Origin of the sequence: Cryobacterium sp. BB736 (assembly GCF_014980265.1) — a bacterium.
Lineage (GTDB): Bacteria > Actinomycetota > Actinomycetes > Actinomycetales > Microbacteriaceae > Terrimesophilobacter.
Window position 1 is genome coordinate 150,804 of the sequence record NZ_JABXWQ010000003.1, and the last position, 19,325, is coordinate 170,128.

Genomic DNA, 19,325 nt, shown 5'->3' on the forward strand with positions numbered 1-19,325 from the left:
ATGGTCAAGCAATCGATTTTCGGGCGAATCGCCCAACTCGCCAAGGCAAACATCAACGCGATGCTGGACGCCGCCGAGGATCCGGCGCTCATGCTGGACCAGATGGTCCGCGACTACACGAACAACATCGCTGAAGCAGAGGCCGCCATCGCACAGACGATCGGCAACCTGCGCCTGCTCGAGCAGGACTACCAGGAAGACGTGAAGGCCGCGGCCGACTGGGGCAACAAGGCTCTCGCTGCCAGCCGCAAGGCTGACGAACTGCGCGCAGCCGGCAACGCCGCGGACGCGGACAAGTTCGACAACCTCGCCAAGGTTGCCCTCGGCCGTCAGCTGTCTGAGGAGAACCAGGCGAAGGCGGCCGAGCCAACCATTCAGTCGCAAACCGCGGTGGTCAACCAGCTCAAGCAGGGTCTCGAGGCAATGCGGGGCAAGCTGCACGAGCTGTCCTCGAAGCGTGACGAGCTCATCGCGCGCGCCAAGACCGCCGGCGCCCAGCAGCAGGTGATGGATGCGATGAAGAGCATCGACCTGCTCGACCCGACAAGCGAGATCAGCCGCTTCGAGGAGAAGATCCGCCGCGAAGAGGCGAAGGTTCTCGGCTCGCAGGAGCTTGCGGCCTCCAGCCTGGACGCCCAGTTCGAGCAGTTGGAGCGCTCGGACGAGTCGGTCGAGGTCGAGGCGCGCCTCGCAGCGCTCAAGTCGGGAACGCCGCAGAAGGCAGTCGGCACGGGCGAGTAAGCCGATCATCCTCGGGGTCGACCCTGCAGCAAGGGTCGACCCCCGAGGAGACTGCACACGAAAGACGGGCAGGCTAGATGTTCCTGGTTGTACCGCAATGGCAGGGCTCAAGCTCAGCACGCGCCATGAGGCTGGTCGACGGGGCCAACGCGATCCGCGGCGACCTTCCCGGTTCCAGCACGGTTGTCGTCGACGTCCCCCTCGAAGCGGGCGACGAAATCGGAAGCGGCGTTGCCCGCTGCGGTTCGCTCATCACGGTGCGGGACCGGATGCGCGTCGCCCTCAAGACGGCGCCCAAGCCGGTCATCACGATCGGCGGGGACTGCGGCGTTGAACTGGCCGCGATCGAGCGTGCGGCCGACGAGACGACCGCGGTCGTCTGGTTCGACTCGCATCCGGACCTCAACACCCCCGAGACGTCACCGTCCGGCGCCTTCCATGGGATGGTGCTGCGGACGCTCCTCGGCGAGGGGGTGGAGCACCTCGCGCCCGAACGAACCCTCGACCCGCGCCGGCTCGTGCTCGCGGGTGCGCGCGCCTTCGACAGCGCGGAACGCGAGTACATCGACGACATGAGCGTCGCGTGCCTCGACCCGGCCAGCCTGAACCCGCAGGCGCTAGTCGAGCAGGTCAAGGCGACCGGCGCGACCTCGGTCTACGTGCACATCGACCTCGACGTGCTCGACCCAGCGGAGTTCGCGGGTCTCGTATTCCCTGAGCCTTTCGGCATCACGAGCGCGCTGCTCATCGAGTGCGTGCGCGCGCTTCGCGCCGAGTTCACGCTGGCCGGTGCGGGTCTCACCGAGTTCGCGCCGGCCTCCGAGGCCGCCGCGGCCGACGACCTGCCGACCATCCTGCGGATCATCGCCGCCCTCACCCGGTGACGCCCGTAGGCTGGGGCGATGATCACTGAATCAGACTCGCCTCGTGTCACCGTTGACGGGGAAGGACACGTCCTCCTGATCGGGCTGAACCGGCCTGACAAGCGCAACGCGGCCGACTTCCGCCTGCTGCAGGAGCTGTGCCTCGCCTACGGCGAGCTGGAACGGGATCCGGAACTGCGGGTTGGGCTGGTCTACGCGCACGGCGAGCACTTCACCGGCGGACTCGACCTGCCCGACGTCGCACCTCGCATCGGCGCCGCGGGCCTCGACATCGTTCCCGAAGGCGGCATCAACCCGTGGCGGGTCGACGGCAGCGGCACCACCAAGCCGGTGGTCGTCGCGGTACAGGGCACCTGCCTGACGCTCGGCATCGAACTCATCCTCGCCAGCGACATCGCCATCGCCGCCCAGTCCGCGACGTTCGCGCAGATCGAGGTGGCACGCGGCATCCTGCCGTTCGGCGGGGCGACCCTGCGCTTCCCGAAGGTCGCGGGCTGGGGCAACGCGATGCGCTGGATCCTCACCGGCGACAGTTTCGACGCCACAGAAGCGCACCGGATCGGCCTCGTGCAGGAGGTGGTCCCGGATGGCGAGCAGTACGACCGTGCACTCGAACTCGCCCGCCGGGTCGCGGCGCAAGCGCCGCTCGCCGTACAGGCGAGCCTGGCGAGTGCGCGCACCGCCGCCGCGGACGGTGAAGCGGCCGCGGCACGGAACCTTCAGCCGGAACTCGTCCGACTCGCCACAAGCGAAGACGCAAGGATCGGCATGCAGGCGTTCCTGACGCGCACCCCGGCCGAGTTCATCGGTCGCTGAGCATTCGAAGAGGAAACCGTCGAAGCCGAGCGGCAATCGGCTTGTCCGGCGTAGCGTCGAGCCATGGCAACCTACGACCTGATCGTGATCGGGGCGGGTCCAGTTGGCGAGAATGTAGCCGACCGCGCCGCCCAAGGTGGACTCTCCGTCGCAGTCGTCGAACAAGAACTGGTCGGCGGTTCGTGCTCGTTCTGGGCCTGCATTCCATCGAAGGCGCTGCTGCGCAGCGCGAACGCGCTGCAGCACGCGCACTCCGTCGACGGCGCGAAGCAGGCGATCACCGGCGAGCTCGACGTTCCCGCGACCTTGGCCCGCCGCAACTGGTTCGTGAACGACTGGCAGGACGGTGGGGACGTCGACTGGCTTGAGAGCGTGGGCATCGACCTCTACCGCGGGCATGGCCGGATCACGGGCGAACGCCGCGTGCTGGTCAACGGCTCCGACGGCCCCAGCGAACTCGAGGCGCGCCACGCGGTGGCCGTCTGCACCGGCTCGGCAAGCCTCATTCCGGACATCCCCGGAATGGTGGACGCGCGTCCGTGGACCAACCGCGAGGCGACGAGCGCCCAGCACGCGCCGTCCAGCCTCGCGATCTTCGGTGGAGGGGCTGTCGCCGCTGAGCTCGCGACCGCGTACGCCGGATTCGGGACGACAGTGACGGTGCTCGCACGCAGCGGCATGCTCGGGCGGATGGAACCGTTCGCGGGGGAGGCGGTCGAACGCGGGTTGCGGGCGCTTGGCGTCGACATCCGCACGCCCGTTGCGGTCGTCGGCGTCGAGCGGCTCGCTGACGGGGTCCACCTCTCGCTCGGCGACGGCACGACGATCATCGCCGAGGAGTTGCTCGTCGGTGCCGGACGGGTGCCACGCACCGGCGACCTCGGCCTCGAGTCCGTCGGCATCAAGGGTGGCGACTGGCTCGACGTCGACGAGACGCTGCGCGTGAAAGGCCACGACTGGCTCTACGCGGTCGGCGATGCCAACAATCGGGTGCTGCAGACCCACCAGGGCAAGTACCAGGCACGAGCTGCCGGGGACGTCATCGCCGCGCGAGCCAAGGGGCAGCACGTCGACGACCTGCCGTGGGGAACTCACGTGGCCACCGCCGACCATGCCGCCGTGCCCCACGTGGTGTTCAGCGACCCCCAAGTCGCCGTCGTCGGCCTGACTGCCGATCAGGCGCGCAAGGCGGGCAAGCGGGTCAGGGTCGTCGACTACGACCTGAGCAGCGTCTCTGGTGCCGAGTTGCACGCCGACGGCTACGCGGGGCAGGCCAGGATGGTCGTGGACGAGGATCGGGAGGTCGTGCTCGGCGTCACGCTTGTCGGCCGCGAGGTCGCCGAACTCCTGCACGCGGCGACGATCGCGGTCGTCGGTGAGGTGCCGATCCACCGGCTCTGGCACGCGGTGCCTGCGTTCCCGACCATGAGCGAACTGTGGTTGCGCCTGCTGGAAGGCTTCGGACGGCCAGGACCGGCCATCGCAACTACGGCTCGATGATCGCCTGGTAGACGTCGAGGAGGGCGCTGGTTGACGCCGCCCAAGTGAAGCCGAGAGCGTAGTCGCGCGCTCCCGCCGAGAGCCGACCGAGCGCTGGCGGGTCCACGAGGAGCCCGTCGATGGTGTTCGCCCAGTCGCGCGGCGTCCGCGAGTCGACCAGCAGTCCGGAGTGCCCATCCGACACCGACTCAACGAGACCGGATGCTCGAAAGGCGACGACCGGCGTGCCACTTGCCGCCGACTCGAGGGCGACGATCCCGAAAGTCTCGCTGTGCGACGGCACGAGCGTCAGCGTCGCAGTCGCCAGCAGGTCGGCCAGCCGGTTGCGTTGCACCGCACCGACGAAGCGGACATCGTCCGCGATACCGAGGTCCGCCGCCAGCGACCGCAATCCACTCGCGTACCCCTCATCGCCCGGCGTCGGCTCACCGGCGATCACGAGAACCGGCGACCAGCCGCGCATGGCGCGCAGTTCCGCGAGAGCCTCGAGGGCGAGCGCCTGATCCTTGAGCGGCTGGATGCGCCCGACAACGGCGAGGATCGGCCTGCCTGCTTCGATGCCGAGCTCTGAGCGGACCCGCTCCCCCGCGTCCGTCCGATTCGGACGGAACAGGTCGACATCAACCCCGGGCGGCACCACCCAGACCCGGTCGGTCGGCGTGCCGACCTCGTCGATGAGGCTTGTCGCTTCCGCGGCCGAATTCGCGATCACGGCGGTGGACTGGGTGGCCAGGTAAGCCTCGGCGTGGCGCCGGCGCTCCGGCTCGAGGGCACCGGTCTCACGGCCTTTCATCGCCGCGAGGGTGTGGAAGCTCTGCACGAACGGCAGTCCGAGCTCGATCGCCACCGGCAAGGTCGCGATCCCGCTGAGCCAGTAATGCGCGTGGATCACGTCGTAGCGAGCGCTCTTCCGACCGGCGAGCGTCGCGACGGCCTCTCCGAATTCATCGGACACCGCGGCGAGGCTCTGCTTGTCGAGCGGACCGTAGGTGCCGGCGGGCAACTCGAACAGCGTCACGCCGGGCTCGAGCTCGGTCACCGCCGGCTCGCCCGTCGCACGGGTCAGCAGCTCGACCTCGATGCCGCGCTCCGCGAGTGAGCTGGCGGACGCCAGCACAGCGACGTTCATGCCGCCGGCATCCCCAGTTCCGGGTTGCTCGGCGGGCGAGGTGTGCATCGACACCATCGCTACCCGCCGCGGCGTAGCTGCCATGTACGCAACTGTAGAGGAGCGCGCCTGCCGGTTCTTTCGGTGTACAACTGGTTGCGTGCTCAGCAGAATCGAGGCGCTGGCTACGCGCGCCGTCGGGTGGACAGCGCGTCGCCCGCGCCTGCGCCGAGCCCTGCTGCATCCGGTGGTCGCGCGACCCGGCTACTGGTTCGCGACCGGCTGTGCTCTGATCTGGGGAGGTGCGCTCAGCCTCGGCCGGATACGGCCGATGGGAGGCGTCATCGTGGCCCGCCGGATGCCGCGGTGGTCATTCGGTCGCGGTGGCACCACGATCGGCGCGGTGTTCCTCACTCACAGCGCACTGCATCCGCGCATCCTGCGGCATGAGGCGGTTCACCGCGCACAGTGGAAGCGCTACGGCCTGGCGTTCGTGCCGCTGTACGTCGCGGCCGGTCAGGACGGTCTCATCAACCGGTTCGAGATCGAGGCCGGGTTGGATGACGGCGGGTACGTCTGACGGCCGCTCACCACATGGGCGGATGCCTGCGCTGCCACTGCAGGCGGCGCTCAAGCTGGGCACCGATCGCCAGCAGAACGTGCTCGCCCCCTGGGCGGCCGATCAGCTGCACACCCATCGGCAGGCCGTCAGCAGTCACCGCAACAGGCAGCGAGATGGCCGGGAGCCCGGAGACGTTCACGAAACTGGTGAACGGCGTGTATTGGCACTGCTGCTCGAAGTTGCGTTCCGGATCGTCGTTGTCGTACCAGCCGACCGGGCGCGGAGTCAGCGCGAGCGCAGGCGTCACGATCGCATCGAACGGCGCGAACTGGCGGATGACCGACCGCTCGAAGTCCGACAACACGCGAAGCGCGGTGGCCAGCGCCCCTGCCGACGTCTGCCTCCCTCGCTCGACGAGCCAGCGGGTCAGCGGCTCAAGCAGGTCGAGCTGGTCGTCGTCGACCGGCAGGTTCGCCGCCCCACCCTGCCAAACGGTGCGAAAGGCAGACGCGTAACTGTCCTGGGGCTCGAGGTCGATCGTCTCGATGCCGTGTCCGATCGCGTCGAGTTCTCGCAACGCGAGCTCGAGGGCCTCCTTCGCCTCACGCGACACCTCGATGTCGTACTCGGAATCCCACGGTGATGAGGTCGTGACGGCGAGCTGGAAACGGCCCTCGCCGCGCACTGCAGCTGACAGCAGCGGGCCGCCGTCCCAGCGCGGTGCGCGAACAGTGAACGGGTAGTCACCGCCGGCGATCATCGCATCGAGCATCATTGCGGCATCCGCAACCGTCCGCGCGAGCGGGCCGGGAACTGACAGTCCGCCGACCGAATCGAGGCCCGTCCCGGCCGGGATCAGCCCGCGGGACGGTTTCAGGCCGACCAGCCCGGTCGCTGCTGCGGGGATCCGGATCGAGCCACCGCCGTCCGAACCCGGCGCGAACGGTAGGAGGCCCGCCGCGACGGCGACCGCGGCGCCGCCGCTGGAGCCGCCCGCGCCGAGCGAGAGATCGTAGGGGTTGCGCGCAGGCGGAGCGACTTGGCTCTCGGTGTAGGAGGGCATGCCGAACTCCGGCACGCTCGTCTTGCCGAGGCTGACTGCGCCGGCGTCGTCGAACACGCGCACGAGGTCGTCGGATTCCTCCGGGACGAACCCTGCAAACGCACGCGAGCCGAACCCGGCGGGCACTCCCGCCCGCCGGATGAGGTCCTTGTCCGCATACGGCATCCCCCACAGCGCTGCGGTGCGCGGCACCGACTTCCGCACCAGGGCCGCGCGTTCGAGCGCCGCTTCGCCGGTCACAGTCACGAAGGCACCGAGATCACCGTTCAGCCGTTCGACGCGCTCGAGGTAGTGCTGGGCGAGTTCCTGCGGGGTGATCTCACCCCGGTGCAGCCAGTCCCATTGCTCCTGCGCGGTCAAGTGGTGAAGTTCGAACACGTTCCCGAGCCTAAGGGTTGACAGCTTCATTACTTCTATGGTTGGTTAGTGGAGTAACGAACCAATAGACCCGAAAGGAGGTCCGAATGGATGACTCACGACCGATCTTCCTGCAGATCGCAGAGCAGATCGAGAACGACATCATCAGTGGCCTGCTCCCCGAAGAGGGACAGGTCCCGTCCACCAACGAATTCGCCTCCTTCTATCGCATCAATCCGGCGACCGCCGGGAAGGGAGTCGCCCTGCTTGTCGACTCGCGAATTCTGTACAAGAAGAGGGGAATCGGCATGTTCGTCGCCGAGGGGGCACGGACTCGCATCGTCGAGCAGCGCCGCACGCAGTTCAGGAACGACTACATCCAGCCCCTGGTGGACGAGGCCGACAAGCTCGGCATCACCAGGGAACAGCTCGCAGACATGATCAGAAAAGAGGGAGTCGAATGACGACGACAATCGAGGTCACCGGCCTCACGAGGCGGTTCGGCAACGTCACCGCCCTCGACAACGTCAGCTTCACGGTTGAGGAGAACGGCATCTACGGCCTGCTCGGCCGAAACGGGGCCGGCAAGACAACGCTCATGCAGTTGCTGACCGCGCAGGACTTCGCAACCGACGGGGACATCCGGATCTTCGGCCAGTCCCCCGTGGAGAACGCGTCGGTGCTGCAGAACGTCAGCTTCATCAAGGAGAGCCAGAAATACCCGGATGACTTCCAGGTCAAGCACGTGCTGAAGAGTGCGCCGTGGTTCTTCAAGAACTGGGATGCCGACTTCGCCGCAGAGCTCGTCGAGGACTTCCGGCTCCCGGTCGACCGGCGGATCAAGAAGCTCTCCCGCGGCCAGCTCTCGTCGGTGGGGGTGATCGTCGGACTCGCATCCCGCGCTCCGCTGACCTTCTTCGACGAGCCCTATCTGGGCCTCGACGCGGTGGCGCGGCAGCTGTTCTACGACCGCCTGATCGAGGACTACGCCGAGCATCCGCGCACCGTGATTCTCTCCACCCACCTGATCGACGAGGTGAGCAACTTGCTCGAACACGTCATCGTGCTCGATGCGGGCCGCATAATCATCGACCAGCCGGCCGAGGAACTGCGCGGATCGGCCACCAACCTGGTGGGCCAGCGCAGCGCCGTCGAGGAGTTCGTGAAGAGCCGCGAGGTGCTGCACCGGCAGTCGATCGGCGGGATCGCATCCGTCACCGTCGCAAGTCTCGCCGCAGACGAGCGCCGCGAGGCTCAGGCGGCGGGGATCGAGCTCACCCCTATCTCGCTGCAGCAACTGATCGTTCGCAAGACAAACACCACCGACAAGGAATTCGAGCAGAGCGCATGACAACAACAACGATTCGACCCATGAATGTTGCTAAGGGCGGTGAGTTCCAGCGCATCTGGAGCGTCGTTCGGCTCCACGTCGTGAACCGGATGGCCCTATTCGGGGTGCCGCTGATGATCCTGGGGTTCATCTTCGCGGTGAACTTCGTCATCTGGTGGACACTGAAGTCGTCACTGTCGACATCCGATTTCGCCGATGCGAGCGAGGGCATGCAGTACTCCGGCGCCAGCACGTTCATCTTCGTCTACATGATGGTTGTGGCGGTGCAGGCCATCAACCTGACCTTCCCGTTCGCACAGGGCTACAGCGTCACCCGCCGGGACTTCTACCTGGGCAGTGTGCTGACGTTCGTGATGCTGTCCGCGGCGTGGGCACTGCTCATATCGGTCCTCGGCGAGATCGAGCAGGCCACCGGCGGCTGGTACGTCGGCGGCTCGATGTTCAACGCGATCTACTTCGGCGATGGCGGATTCCTGCAGCGCCTGTACATCACCTTCCTGCTGTTCTCGTTCTTTTTCTTCGTCGGTGCGGCAACCGCGGCGGTGTACGTGAAGTGGCGAACGAACGGCATGCTGGTTTTCTTCGGCGCGCTCGTCCTGGTGTTGCTGGCAGCCGTGCTGTGGATCACGTTCGGCGCGCACTGGATGGCGGTCGGAGCGTGGTTCGTCGAGATGGGCGTCGTCGGGGTTGTCACCTGGACGCTGGTGCCCACGATCATCTCCGGAATTGTCGGATTCTTCATCCTGCGCAGGGCAACACCGCGTAACTGACCTGATTGATTCCACCCTGCAAGGGCCGCCCGGGCATCCCGGGCGGCCCTTGCGCTCTTTGCGCTCGCACCGAATTCTCGAAGACGCGCGCCTATGATCGAGCAAATGAGCGATCTGCCCACGCGAGCACGCCGGCGTTATGGCTCAACTATCGCCCGACATGGGCAGTTGAGCGCCCCCGGTCCCATCGCCATCGCCGCGAAGTACTTGGGAGTGGCGCTCGCTGTCGTGCTTGTCAGCACGTTCACGGTGGTCGGGATAGCGGTGTGGGGTATTGCGAGCAGCATCAAGCCCGGCGTCTCGCTCATCGGCGAGACTGGCGCACCGCCGAACGTGGGCGCCATCGAGGGCGGCGTGAACCTCCTGCTGGTCGGAAGTGACAGCGGTGAGGGCGACCCGCGGTACGGCAAGCGCGAGGCGACGCTGAACGACGTCAACATCCTGCTCCACATCTCGGAGGACCACACCCACGCAACGGTGGTCAGCTTCCCGCGAGACCTGTTCGTCCCTGTGCCCGAGTGCCCCGATCCGGACGGTGAGGGAACGGTCAGCTCGAGTTGGTCGGCGAAGCTGAACACGACGCTTGAGCGTGGCGGCCTCGCCTGCACGGTCGAGACGATCTCGCAATTCACCGGACTCGACATCCCGTTCGCGGCGAAGATCGAGATGAACGGTGTCATTCAGATGTCCAACGCCGTTGGCGGGGTCGACGTGTGTGTAGCGACCCCGATCAACGACCTCCAGATCGGCCTGAAGCTGGATGCCGGCATCCACACCCTGCAAGGCGACGCTGCGCAGCTGTTCCTGCGCACGCGCTACGGTGTGGGCGACGGTTCGGACCTGGGCCGCATCAACAACCAGTACGTCTTCCTGTCGTCGCTCATGCGCACGGTGAAGAGCAGCGAGACGCTGTCTGACCCGTACAAGCTGTACGGGCTCGCGAAGGCGGCCGCCGAGAACATGCAGCTGTCCAACAGCCTGCAGAACCTCGACACCATGATGTCGATCGCGGTGGCGCTGAAGGACATCCCACTCGAAGCGATCACTTTCGCGCAGTACCCGACGGCGTACGGTTCGAGCGGCGGCATTCAGGGTGTTCTTCCGTTGGAGGCCGACGGCGAAAAGCTCATGGATGCGCTCAAGTCGGACGTGCCGGTCACCCTGACTGGCGACACCGGAGGCGGAGCGGTCCTCGCTGAGGGCGAGAGTGGGCCCGCCTCACCCGCACCAAGCGCGCCCGCCGACCCCGGCAGCGCGGAGCCGGGAACGCCGGAAACGCCGGAAACGGGCGAGCCAGGGACTGCTGAACCTCCCGCCGCCACCGGGCCCCCGGTCGTGGCACTTCCCGACACCATTCACGGGCAGACGGCCGCACAACAGACGTGTTCCGCTGGCCAGACCGCGCGCGGCTGACCGGCGGCTATTCAACGCTGAGGCGCACGTCCTCGACAAGCTCCTCGAAGACTCGTGGCGCAGCCTCGACCTCCTTGCGCCCGACGAACCGCCCAAGCCGGTGCGCCGTCTTGGCGACATTCAGCAGGGTGTGCTCGATGTGGCATCCGTGTTCATCCGGGACGACCCGGTACTCGGCCCGGTACCACCAGCCGCCCTGAGCGACGATGAGGCTGGCGGCGGGGTCGGCAAGGAACTGGCTATGGGCACCAGGACCGGGATCGAGCCGGTCCACAAGGGCCTCGAAAACCGGCATCGGGCGAGCCCGAACATGGGCCGTGTAGAAGCCGAGCACCTCCGCAGACTCGGGTCTGCGTCGGGGAGCTTCTGACATGGCTTCGAGCGTACTGGGTGCCGTCGCCTTGTCGGCCGTGAGTCCCAGCGAAAGCGCCACGCGAGGGTGGAACTTCCACGCGCCGGTCGAATTCGACCCGCGCGTGGCAATTCGACCCGCGGATCGCTGTCAGTGGGCGACAGCCACCAGGCCCAGCTCTGCCGGGCTCGTCAGCGCCGGGTGGCTGGGCGTCACCCGCACCGTGTAGCCGAAGCTTCCCGCACGCTCCAGCAGCACCGTGCCGGAGAACTCCACGACACCGGATGCGTGGGCGCCAGATGGTTCCAGCCGCACCCGCTGTTGCTCGCTGAGCTGGTCACTCGCCTTCGGCCGCCCGTAGACCAGCTCGACCGCGACATCCGTCGCAGCCAGCTCCCCGAGATGCACGCTGGCTCTCACTCGCAGTTCGTCCCCGACCTGTGGGACGGCGTCAACACCGCCCGACTCGACGCTGCCGACTGAGACACCGTGCCATCCGGCTAGCACGCGCTCCTTGTACGCGGCCAGCTCGCGCGCCCCCGCCCACGAATCCGCGATTACGGCACGCGACGACACCGCGGCCGGCCGGTAGAGAGCCTCGACATACTCGCGCACCATCCGGTCGGCGCTGAGTTCGGGCGACAACGACGCAAGGGTGTGCCGGATCGACTCGATCCAGCGGGTGGGCACACCATTCTCATCCCGGTCATAGAACCGCGGCGCGACCTGGTGCTCGATCAGGTCGTACATCGAGCCCGCCTCGAGTGCGTCTCGCTCGGCGGAGTCACCAGCGGCATCCGCTGACGGGATCGCCCAGCCGTTCTCACCGTCGAAGTACTCCGCCCACCACCCGTCGAGGATCGACAGATTGAGCGAGCCGTTGAGCGCCGCCTTCATGCCGCTCGTTCCGCACGCCTCGAACGGGCGCAGCGGGTTGTTGAGCCACACATCGGTGCCCGGATACAGCGTCGCTGCCATCGCGATGTCGTAGTTGGGCAGGAAGACGATGCGCTCGCGCACGTCCGGCTGATCCGAGAACTGCACGAGCCTCTGGATGAGCCGCTTGCCCTCGTCGTCGGCGGGATGCGACTTGCCGGCCACGACAAGCTGCACTGGCCGGTCCGGATTGGTCAGGATGGCGCGCAAGCGGTCCTCGTCGTGAAGCATGAGCGTGAGGCGCTTGTACGTCGGCACCCGCCTCGCGAAACCGATTGTGAGGATGTTCGGGTCGAGCAGGTTCGCGTACCAGGGCGGCGGCGTGAGACCCGGGTTCTGCTGAACCCACGCATCCTGCATCCGCCGGCGCACATCGGAGACCAGCTGCTTGCGCAGGCGACCCCGGAGCTGCCAGAGATCGTCGTCGCTGACCGCGGCAGACTGCCAGTTGGCCGCGGTGGTGTCGGATGCCTCGAGCCGGTCCTTCGCGAGTGCTGCGACTTGCGAGTCGGTCCAGGTGGGGGCGTGCACGCCGTTGGTGATCGAGCCGATCGGCACCTCATCCGGGTCGAATCCCGGCCACAGGGCACCGAACATGCGGCGGCTCACCTCGCCATGCAGTTGCGAAACCCCGTTGGCGCGCTGGGCCAGGCGCAGGCCCATGACCGCCATGTTGAACATGCCGGGAGCGCCCCCCTCGTAGTCTTCCTCGCCGAGCCGCAGCACGTCGGAGGTCTGGACACCCGGCAGCAGGCCGGTGGAGAAGTACCGTTCGATGAGCGCCGAGTCGAACCGGTCGATCCCGGCCGGAACGGGCGTGTGGGTCGTGAACACCGTGCCCGCGCGCACGACCTGAAGCGCCTCGTCGAAGCTCAGACCGCTGTCGCCGATCAGGTCGCTGATGCGCTCGAGGCCAAGGAATCCGGCGTGGCCCTCGTTGGTGTGGAACACCTCGGGTTCCGCCGCGCCCGTGATCGAGCAGAAGGTGCGGATGGCGCGCACACCGCCGATGCCGAGCAGAAGCTCCTGCAGCAGGCGGTGCTCTCCCCCACCGCCGTAGAGCCGGTCGGTGACAGAGCGCAGGTCGTCGTCATTCTCGGGGATGTCGGTGTCGAGCAGCAGCAGCGTGACGCGACCGACCGCAACCTGCCAGATGCGCGCGTACAGTGCACGATCATCCGGCAGCCCGAGTGCGACCTGGGCCGCGGTGCCATCCGGATGCCGCAACACGTTCAAGGGCAGGCCATCCGGATCCAGTACCGGGTAGGACTCCTGCTGCCATCCGTCGCGCAGGATCGACTGGGCGAAGTACCCAGCGCGGTAGAACAGGCCGGCGCCGATGATCGGGACACCAAGGTCGGATGCGCTCTTCAGGTGGTCGCCTGCGAGGATTCCGAGACCCCCTGAGTATTGCGGCAGGGCAGCGGCAATGCCGTACTCCGGCGAGAAGTAGCCGATTGCGCGTGGAGCCTCGGCTCCCAATGACTGATACCAACGCGGCTCACCGATGTACGACCTGAGGTCATCGCGCAAAGCGTCGGCGGTCCGTACAAAGTCCTCATCAGCAGCGAGCTCGTTGATGCGCTCGGCATCCAGCGTGCCGAGCAGTCCGATCGGGTCGTGGCCTGAGGCCGCCCAGCCGACCGGCGAAATGCGCTCGAACAGTCTCTGCGTCGGTTCGTGCCACGACCAGCGGAGGTTGGTGGCAAGCTCGTCGAGCGCGGAAAGCGACTCGGGAAGGACTGGCTGGACGGTGAATCTCCGAATGGCTTTCACGAGTGCACAGCCTAGGCGACGGTCGTCAGTGGGGCCTCAGGAGGCAGTGGCTGACTCGTCGGATGCCGCTTTGCGCTTCTTCGCCGATGCGACGCTCGCGCTGATGACGAGGTAGCCGGCGTATGCGAACAAGCCGCCGGCTGCGAGCGGCACGAGCCAACCGCGGGCCTCGCCATTCAACGCGTTGTTCACCCAGCCCAGCCAGGGGAACGAATACCAGAGCGTCCCACGGATCTGGATCTCGCGAATCGGGTCATCTGCGAGGTCGTTGTTGTCACCCTTGGTGACGAACGCCACTTCGCCATTGGAACTCACCGAGCGTTCGATGACGCGGTGTGTGACGAGAATCGGCTCACCCGACCGCAGTTGGAACGTGACGACGTCACCGACCCGGATCTCCTCGACCGGTGTGGGCTTCACGACGATCAGCGTGCCGGGAGGCAGCCCGGGCTCCATCGAACTCGTCAGCACCGTGAGCGGCATCCCCCCGACGGCGGCCGGCAGCGCGATGAGCAGCACAGCCAACGCGGCGACGAGCAGCAGCAGTCCGCCGCTCAGTCCGACGCCGATGTAGTGCAGGACGCCCTTGCGCTTCTCCGGTTCGGCCGCTTCCGCGGCAACTTCCTCGACGGCATCCGTCGTCGTCACGCTTGCACCTCTTCGTCTCGGCGACGACGCCGGTACGCGGCGATCACGAACCAGAGGCCGGCGCCCACCAGCAGGCCGGCGGCCGCGATCAGCGGTGCGTTCACGGTTCCGCCGGTGAACGGCAGCGACGTCCATGTCCCGGTTGAGGGGAAGACCGGGAATTCGTTGGCTGCGGGCGGGCAGGCGGCGAGGTCGGCGTCGGATGCGATGTCGTCGCGGAGTGATACCAGCAGGTCGGCGCTCGCGGAGGCATTCTGCCCGCGCTGACCGGTCAGGTCGGCCATGCTCACGGTGACGGTGACCGTCGTGACCTGGCCCGGCATGAGGTGGACACCGCTGAGCAGGACCGTGCAGTCGGATGCTGGGTCGAGGGTTGCCGGCTGTCCGACGTAGTTTCCCGCTGCGGTCGAGGTTTGGAGCAGAAAGGCGCCTTCGGCATCGCCGGTCAGCGTGATGTTCGCCGCGTCAATGCGCAGCATCGTCTGCACCGTTGACTCGTTCTTCAGCCAGAAAGTCGCCTGGGCGGAACCGTTGGGCACCAGGTTCGGCGTTGTCGAGAAGACCGGCGCGGCGAGGATGTTCCCGTAGGTGACGCCGTCGCGGCTGACCTGGACGCCGGGCACGGCAGCGGCTGCCGGAGCAGCGGCCGCGACGGCGAGCAGGATTCCTGCGACAGCCGCCACGGTGATCGAGCGCGTGCCGGTGATCATGCTGCTGGCACGCAAGAGATCGATGGCGGGTCACGGAGGATAGGAACGACGATGCCACCCGAACGTTGACCGCCGACGACGGCGTGCACCGTCAGCGTCGTCCCCTGTCCGCCTAGTTCATTGTGCTCAAAACGAATGGTCAGGCCGCTGGGAGCCTTCTCGTGAACGGTGCCGCGGTAGACGATTACGTAGCCGTCGACGGTGGCAGGGGCTGCTTCCCACGTGATGTCAATAGCCTTCCTGTCGCCGATGGCGACAGTGGTGCACTTTACGTTCAAGGGGTTCGGCACTCCCGCAACGGACTGGGTGAACTGCTGTGCGGAGCCCGCTGCTGACCAACTGGTGCCAACGGTCCCCGTGAACGCAAGTGACGGCGTTGTGCTCTGACCTGCGTAAGTCGCAGGGTCACCGGTGAATGTCGTGACGGCGCAGAGTTGAACGCTCGTGCCGGGGTTCACCGACGACGGCATGCCGCTGAGGATTTTCACTCCTCCAGTGAAAAATGTCGTGTAAGCACCGGTAGGAGGGCTGGATTGACAGGCGCCAGCTGGCTTCGGCCATAAGGCGAGACGAATCACGCCACCCAGAGGATCTTCATTGGTGACGGTGGCATGCGAGATCGTCAAAGGCGTCGACCCGCTGTTGGTCAAGGTGATGAGCTTTGCAGCCGCAGACTGGTTCTGACTTGCGTACGAGGTTCCGAGCCCGTCGATTCCTGAAGAAGTGATACCGATCGTGCCGTTTGTGGCCGTTGCGGACTTGGAGGTGGATGCCGTCCACGCCGCGTGGACGCCGGTAGCGCTCAGTGCCAGGAAGATGGTCAGTCCAACGCCGATGGCCGTGTTGCGCAGGCGCCGCGGCATCCGTTCGCGGGTCACTGTTGGACTCCCGTCAGACTGACGGTGAGCGACGACGCAGCGCCGATCGCGCTCGCGGGGGCGTCGTTGGCCATCGATACGGTGAGGCACATGTCCGTGGTGCCGCCGGCTGGCAGCACTACGCCCAGCGATCCGGAGGTGACCGGCGTACCCGTGCCTGCGCATGCTCCCGACCTCACTGCTGCGGTGAGCCCGTTGGCGGCGAAGTTCCCGGCGATCGAGCTGACGCTCAACGCGAGCGGGACGCTGCCGTTGTTAGTGACCGTGAACCCGGCTGTTTCCACCTTGCCCGGGTAGAAGTTCGCCATGGAGAGCGTTCCGGTGCTGACCGTGAGCTCAGCGGTACCCGCCTGGAGCACCGCTCCGGTGCCTGTCGCTGCCGAGTTCAGGTAGGCGTACGAGCCGCCCACTCCGAACAGTGAAAACACGACAACGCCGAGGAGGGTCCCCGTGGTGATCAGCAACGTGCGGATTGCTCCGGCGCTCTTGGTCTTGCGGCTTGTTGATTCGCTCATCGGGTCACCTCCTCGGTCCGTCGTCCTGACATGGAACTTCGGTGCCGGCCGCCTCTGTGGGGTGAGGCGGCCGGCACACGACTAGATGGTCTGGGTGAGCGTGACGCCGAAGTTCGCAAGGTTGACAGCGCCGGTCATTGCGGCGTTGTCGGCTGCGTTGTCCTCCCACGTGATGGAGACGCTGACCGTCACCGTCTGCACTCCAGCGGAAGCAGTGAGGGTGGTCACGTCTGCATTGTTGATCTTGAACGATGCGCTGTTGGTGAGTCGTGCGGCGAGAGCGTCGTTCTTGTCGGTATCGCCGGTGGTCGCAGGCGTTATGGCACCGGGGGCAAGAGCGACTGACGCGGTGAGGTTGTCGCCCACCGCGGTTACGTCGAAAGCTGCGGTGTAGGTAAGGACGTCGCCCGGGACGATTCGGAAGTTTGTGATGTCGGTGATGGCGCCGCCCGTTGCACTGCTCCAGGTACCTGAAGTGGCGTTGGGGACGATGCTGAGGCTGCCAGCGGTGATCGTGGCCTGGCCGGCGTTGCTGGAGGCGTTCCACACCGCGAAGGTGCCGCCACCGCCGAGAAGCAGGATGATGCCTGCGCCGCCTGCGATTGCTGCCTTGGTGAGCTTGTTCATGTGCTTGGTCCTTGTCAGGTTCGGACCCGTCAAGGCAGCACTCGACTCACCCAGGCGCTAGGTTAAGCACGCGGGCACGCCGAATCCCCCGCTTTCGGGTCGCGGGATCTTCGTGTCGAGACGGAGGGTAACCGTCTCGCAGGGGCGGAATTCGTTCAGCAGGTAAGAACTGAACGTACCCCGCGATCGAGTATATGAGTCCTCCGAAGTGCGGACACGGTTTGTACCCCACCCAAAACGGGGGTAATTTCAGCTCCTGTCGTCTGAGAGATTTCCGAGGGACTGGTGAGCACAGTTCGATACGGTCAGGGGGTGGCCGCAGACTACGAACCGCGCACCGGGCGCATCCCGATCCGTCTCGACAGCCCCAGGCAACCCGATGACCTCTTTCCGGCCAAAGCGTACGTCGGTGAAGTGGTTCCGTTCCGCGCCACAGTCTTCGCCGAGGGTCACGCCGCACTCGGCGCCGACCTGCTCCTGACCGACCCGGACGGCGCGCAATCACGACACCGGATGCGCATGGTCGCCCCCGGCACCGACCGCTGGGTCGCCCCGGTCCTGCTCGAGCACGAGGGCATCTGGCAGTACAGCGTGCAGGCCTGGTTCGACGACTGGGCGACGTGGTTGCATGACGCCGAGATCAAGGTCCCGGCCGGCATCGACGCTGCACTCATGCTCGCGGAAGGCGTCGTGCTCTTGCGGCGAGCGCATGGGCGCGCCGCTGGCAATCCGGTGATCGCGGACACCCTGAAGACGATGTCGGATGCGAGCCTCTCCCCCGCCCTGCGTCTCGCCGCGGCCACCGATCCGAAGCTCGCAGCGGCGCTCCAGGAGCATCCAATCGCATCCGGGATCACCCTCAGCCTCCCGCTGCCGGTCCGGGTGGAGCGCACTCGCGCGGGCGTCGGCAGTTGGTACGAGTTCTTCCCCCGCTCCGAGGGCGCCAAGCAGCTCAAGGGCGGCGCGTGGCGCAGCGGCACGTTCCGGACCGCGGCCAGGCGCCTCCCGGCACTGGCACGACTCGGCTTCGACGTCATATACCTGCCGCCCATCCATCCGATCGGCACCGCGTTCCGCAAGGGACCGAACAACACACCAGACGCCGGGCCGAACGACCCTGGCTCGCCGTGGGCGATCGGCTCACCGGATGGCGGACACACCGCGATCAACCCGGAACTCGGCACGCTGCAGGACTTCAGGGACTTCCTCACCGTCGCGGGGAACCACAACCAGGAGGTTGCCCTCGACCTCGCCCTGCAGTGCTCGCCCGACCACCCGTGGGTGAAGGAGCATTCGGAGTGGTTCACGGCGCGCGTCGACGGATCGATTGCCTACGCGGAGAACCCGCCGAAGAAGTACCAGGACATCTACCCGCTCAACTTCGACAACGACCCCGAGGGGCTGCGCGAGGAGATCCTGCGGGTCGTGCGCTACTGGATGGGCGTCGGAGTGCGCATCTTCCGTGTCGACAACCCCCATACCAAGCCCCTCTGGTTCTGGGAGTGGCTGCTGCACGAGGTGGCCCAGACCGACCCGGATGTCGTGTTCCTCGCAGAGGCGTTCACCCAGCCGGCGATGATGCACGCTCTCGCGCAGGTCGGCTTTCAGCAGTCCTACACCTATTTCACCTGGCGGAACACCAAGCCCGAGCTCGAGGACTACCTCACCGAGCTCTCCACGCAGTCGAGCGATTTCCTGCGGCCGAACCTGTTCGTCAACACCCCGGACATCCTCACCGAGTACCTGCAGTTCGGCGGGGTGCCCGCCTACAAAGTGCGTGCCGCGATCGCCGCCACTGCCTCCCCGACCTGGGGCGTCTACTCGGGATTCGAACTCATCGAGAACGTCGCCCGGCCGGGGTCCGAGGAGAACATCGACAACGAGAAGTACGAGTACCGGCCACGCGACTGGTCAGCCGCCCAGAAGGAGGGCAGGTCGATCGCCCCGTATCTCGGGCTGTTGAACCGCATCCGATCGGAACACCCGAGCCTGCGGCAGCTTCGCAATCTCGAGGTGCATTGGAGTGACGACGACTCGGTGCTCGTCTACAGCAAGTACCTGTCGGGGCAGTTCACACGGAGCGGCCGCAGCGACGCCATCATCGTCGTGGCGAACCTCGACCCGCACGCGATGCGGGAGACGACCGTCCACCTCGACGTCACCAGGTTCGGCATGGAGCTTGATCAGCGGTTCACCGTCACCGACCTGGTCAGCAAGGACAGGTTCGAGTGGTCTGCCGACAATTACGTGCGGCTGGACCCGTTCAAGGAGCCAGTGCACATCCTCCGCGTCGACTACGCCAAGGGGCACTGATGCAC

Annotated in this window: 19 protein-coding genes; 10 read left to right on the forward strand and 9 right to left on the reverse strand. The window is 66.6% G+C overall.

What is annotated here, in order from left to right; genetic code table 11:
* The 4 genes from IRG63_RS08880 (at position 1) to IRG63_RS08895 (ending at position 3,941) form a co-directional block, all read left to right on the forward strand.
* Complete coding sequence (locus IRG63_RS08880) at positions 1 to 741, forward strand: PspA/IM30 family protein (RefSeq protein WP_168626666.1); 741 nt, start codon at positions 1 to 3, stop codon at positions 739 to 741.
* A gap of 125 nt (positions 742 to 866) precedes the next feature.
* Positions 867 to 1,625 carry an arginase family protein gene (locus IRG63_RS08885; protein WP_227411982.1) on the forward strand — a complete coding sequence of 253 codons (759 nt, stop codon included), beginning with the start codon at positions 867 to 869 and terminating at the stop codon, positions 1,623 to 1,625.
* Between the two features lie 18 nt (positions 1,626 to 1,643).
* Complete coding sequence (locus IRG63_RS08890) at positions 1,644 to 2,441, forward strand: crotonase/enoyl-CoA hydratase family protein (RefSeq protein ID WP_193509904.1); 798 nt, start codon at positions 1,644 to 1,646, stop codon at positions 2,439 to 2,441.
* 63 nt (positions 2,442 to 2,504) lie between these two features.
* A complete protein-coding gene (locus IRG63_RS08895) occupies positions 2,505 to 3,941 on the forward strand; it encodes an NAD(P)/FAD-dependent oxidoreductase (RefSeq protein ID WP_168626663.1) in 1,437 nt (478 codons plus the stop codon).
* On the opposite strand, the gene IRG63_RS08900 is transcribed toward IRG63_RS08895, so the two are convergent.
* Positions 3,928 to 5,154: a glycosyltransferase gene (locus IRG63_RS08900; protein WP_193509905.1), complete on the reverse strand. Its 1,227-nt coding sequence runs from the start codon at positions 5,152 to 5,154 to the stop codon at positions 3,928 to 3,930. The two genes, IRG63_RS08895 and IRG63_RS08900, sit on opposite strands and share 14 nt — an antisense overlap.
* 55 nt (positions 5,155 to 5,209) lie before the next feature.
* On the opposite strand from IRG63_RS08900, the gene IRG63_RS08905 reads away from it, so the two are divergent.
* Positions 5,210 to 5,629, forward strand: coding sequence for a hypothetical protein (locus IRG63_RS08905; RefSeq protein WP_370566218.1), 420 nt, complete (start codon positions 5,210 to 5,212; stop codon positions 5,627 to 5,629).
* Positions 5,630 to 5,636: 7 nt separating this feature from the next.
* Here the strand turns inward: IRG63_RS08905 and IRG63_RS08910 are convergent, their stop codons facing one another.
* Positions 5,637 to 7,052: an amidase gene (locus IRG63_RS08910; RefSeq protein ID WP_168626660.1), complete on the reverse strand. Its 1,416-nt coding sequence runs from the start codon at positions 7,050 to 7,052 to the stop codon at positions 5,637 to 5,639.
* A gap of 86 nt (positions 7,053 to 7,138) precedes the next feature.
* Between IRG63_RS08910 and IRG63_RS08915 the strand changes: the two genes are divergently transcribed.
* The 4 genes from IRG63_RS08915 (at position 7,139) to IRG63_RS08930 (ending at position 10,565) form a co-directional block, all read left to right on the forward strand.
* On the forward strand, positions 7,139 to 7,495 hold the full coding sequence (locus IRG63_RS08915) for a GntR family transcriptional regulator (RefSeq protein ID WP_168626659.1): 357 nt from the start codon (positions 7,139 to 7,141) through the stop codon (positions 7,493 to 7,495).
* Positions 7,492 to 8,382 carry an ABC transporter ATP-binding protein gene (locus tag IRG63_RS08920; RefSeq protein WP_168626658.1) on the forward strand — a complete coding sequence of 297 codons (891 nt, stop codon included), beginning with the start codon at positions 7,492 to 7,494 and terminating at the stop codon, positions 8,380 to 8,382. Before IRG63_RS08915 ends, IRG63_RS08920 begins: the two co-directional genes overlap by 4 nt.
* Positions 8,383 to 8,402: 20 nt before the next feature.
* The gene (locus IRG63_RS08925; RefSeq protein WP_168626657.1) at positions 8,403 to 9,152 is read left to right on the forward strand and encodes an ABC transporter permease; all 750 of its coding nucleotides are present in this window, start codon (positions 8,403 to 8,405) and stop codon (positions 9,150 to 9,152) included.
* Positions 9,153 to 9,257: 105 nt separating this feature from the next.
* Positions 9,258 to 10,565, forward strand: a complete 1,308-nt coding sequence (locus tag IRG63_RS08930) for an LCP family protein (protein WP_193509906.1) — start codon at positions 9,258 to 9,260, stop codon at positions 10,563 to 10,565.
* A gap of 7 nt (positions 10,566 to 10,572) precedes the next feature.
* On the opposite strand, the gene IRG63_RS08935 is transcribed toward IRG63_RS08930, so the two are convergent.
* The 7 genes from IRG63_RS08935 to IRG63_RS08960 all read right to left on the reverse strand — a co-directional run bounded on the left by IRG63_RS08935 (position 10,573) and on the right by IRG63_RS08960 (position 17,007).
* A complete protein-coding gene (locus IRG63_RS08935; protein ID WP_168625523.1) occupies positions 10,573 to 10,938 on the reverse strand; it encodes a hypothetical protein in 366 nt (121 codons plus the stop codon).
* A 129-nt stretch (positions 10,939 to 11,067) separates the two neighbouring features.
* Positions 11,068 to 13,629, reverse strand: a complete 2,562-nt coding sequence (gene glgP / locus IRG63_RS08940) for an alpha-glucan family phosphorylase (RefSeq protein ID WP_193509907.1) — start codon at positions 13,627 to 13,629, stop codon at positions 11,068 to 11,070.
* 36 nt (positions 13,630 to 13,665) lie between these two features.
* Positions 13,666 to 14,277, reverse strand: coding sequence for a signal peptidase I (locus tag IRG63_RS08945; RefSeq protein WP_370566219.1), 612 nt, complete (start codon positions 14,275 to 14,277; stop codon positions 13,666 to 13,668).
* A complete protein-coding gene (locus IRG63_RS13775; protein WP_227411983.1) occupies positions 14,274 to 14,987 on the reverse strand; it encodes a hypothetical protein in 714 nt (237 codons plus the stop codon). Before IRG63_RS13775 ends, IRG63_RS08945 begins: the two co-directional genes overlap by 4 nt.
* Positions 14,984 to 15,865: a hypothetical protein gene (locus IRG63_RS08950; RefSeq protein WP_193509909.1), complete on the reverse strand. Its 882-nt coding sequence runs from the start codon at positions 15,863 to 15,865 to the stop codon at positions 14,984 to 14,986. The genes IRG63_RS13775 and IRG63_RS08950 overlap by 4 nt, the downstream gene beginning before the upstream one ends.
* Positions 15,862 to 16,380 carry a TasA family protein gene (locus tag IRG63_RS08955; protein WP_168626652.1) on the reverse strand — a complete coding sequence of 173 codons (519 nt, stop codon included), beginning with the start codon at positions 16,378 to 16,380 and terminating at the stop codon, positions 15,862 to 15,864. The genes IRG63_RS08950 and IRG63_RS08955 overlap by 4 nt, the downstream gene beginning before the upstream one ends.
* Before the next feature lie 81 nt (positions 16,381 to 16,461).
* Entirely contained in the window at positions 16,462 to 17,007 is a 546-nt protein-coding gene (locus IRG63_RS08960; protein ID WP_168626651.1) for an alternate-type signal peptide domain-containing protein, read from the reverse strand.
* 312 nt (positions 17,008 to 17,319) lie between these two features.
* On the opposite strand from IRG63_RS08960, the gene IRG63_RS08965 reads away from it, so the two are divergent.
* Positions 17,320 to 19,320 carry an alpha-1,4-glucan--maltose-1-phosphate maltosyltransferase gene (locus tag IRG63_RS08965; protein WP_193509910.1) on the forward strand — a complete coding sequence of 667 codons (2,001 nt, stop codon included), beginning with the start codon at positions 17,320 to 17,322 and terminating at the stop codon, positions 19,318 to 19,320.
* Positions 19,321 to 19,325 lie beyond the last annotated feature (5 nt).

Coding starts and splice junctions, on each gene's coding strand:
- IRG63_RS08880 (WP_168626666.1), top strand. CDS start 1: ATGGTCAAGCAATCGATTTTCGGGCGAATCGCCCAACTCGCCAAGGCA.
- IRG63_RS08885 (WP_227411982.1), top strand. CDS start 867: ATGAGGCTGGTCGACGGGGCCAACGCGATCCGCGGCGACCTTCCCGGT.
- IRG63_RS08890 (WP_193509904.1), top strand. CDS start 1,644: ATGATCACTGAATCAGACTCGCCTCGTGTCACCGTTGACGGGGAAGGA.
- IRG63_RS08895 (WP_168626663.1), top strand. CDS start 2,505: ATGGCAACCTACGACCTGATCGTGATCGGGGCGGGTCCAGTTGGCGAG.
- IRG63_RS08900 (WP_193509905.1), bottom strand. CDS start 5,154: ATGGCAGCTACGCCGCGGCGGGTAGCGATGGTGTCGATGCACACCTCG.
- IRG63_RS08915 (WP_168626659.1), top strand. CDS start 7,139: ATGGATGACTCACGACCGATCTTCCTGCAGATCGCAGAGCAGATCGAG.
- IRG63_RS08920 (WP_168626658.1), top strand. CDS start 7,492: ATGACGACGACAATCGAGGTCACCGGCCTCACGAGGCGGTTCGGCAAC.
- IRG63_RS08925 (WP_168626657.1), top strand. CDS start 8,403: ATGAATGTTGCTAAGGGCGGTGAGTTCCAGCGCATCTGGAGCGTCGTT.
- IRG63_RS08930 (WP_193509906.1), top strand. CDS start 9,258: ATGAGCGATCTGCCCACGCGAGCACGCCGGCGTTATGGCTCAACTATC.
- IRG63_RS08935 (WP_168625523.1), bottom strand. CDS start 10,938: ATGTCAGAAGCTCCCCGACGCAGACCCGAGTCTGCGGAGGTGCTCGGC.
- IRG63_RS13775 (WP_227411983.1), bottom strand. CDS start 14,987: ATGATCACCGGCACGCGCTCGATCACCGTGGCGGCTGTCGCAGGAATC.
- IRG63_RS08955 (WP_168626652.1), bottom strand. CDS start 16,380: ATGAGCGAATCAACAAGCCGCAAGACCAAGAGCGCCGGAGCAATCCGC.
- IRG63_RS08960 (WP_168626651.1), bottom strand. CDS start 17,007: ATGAACAAGCTCACCAAGGCAGCAATCGCAGGCGGCGCAGGCATCATC.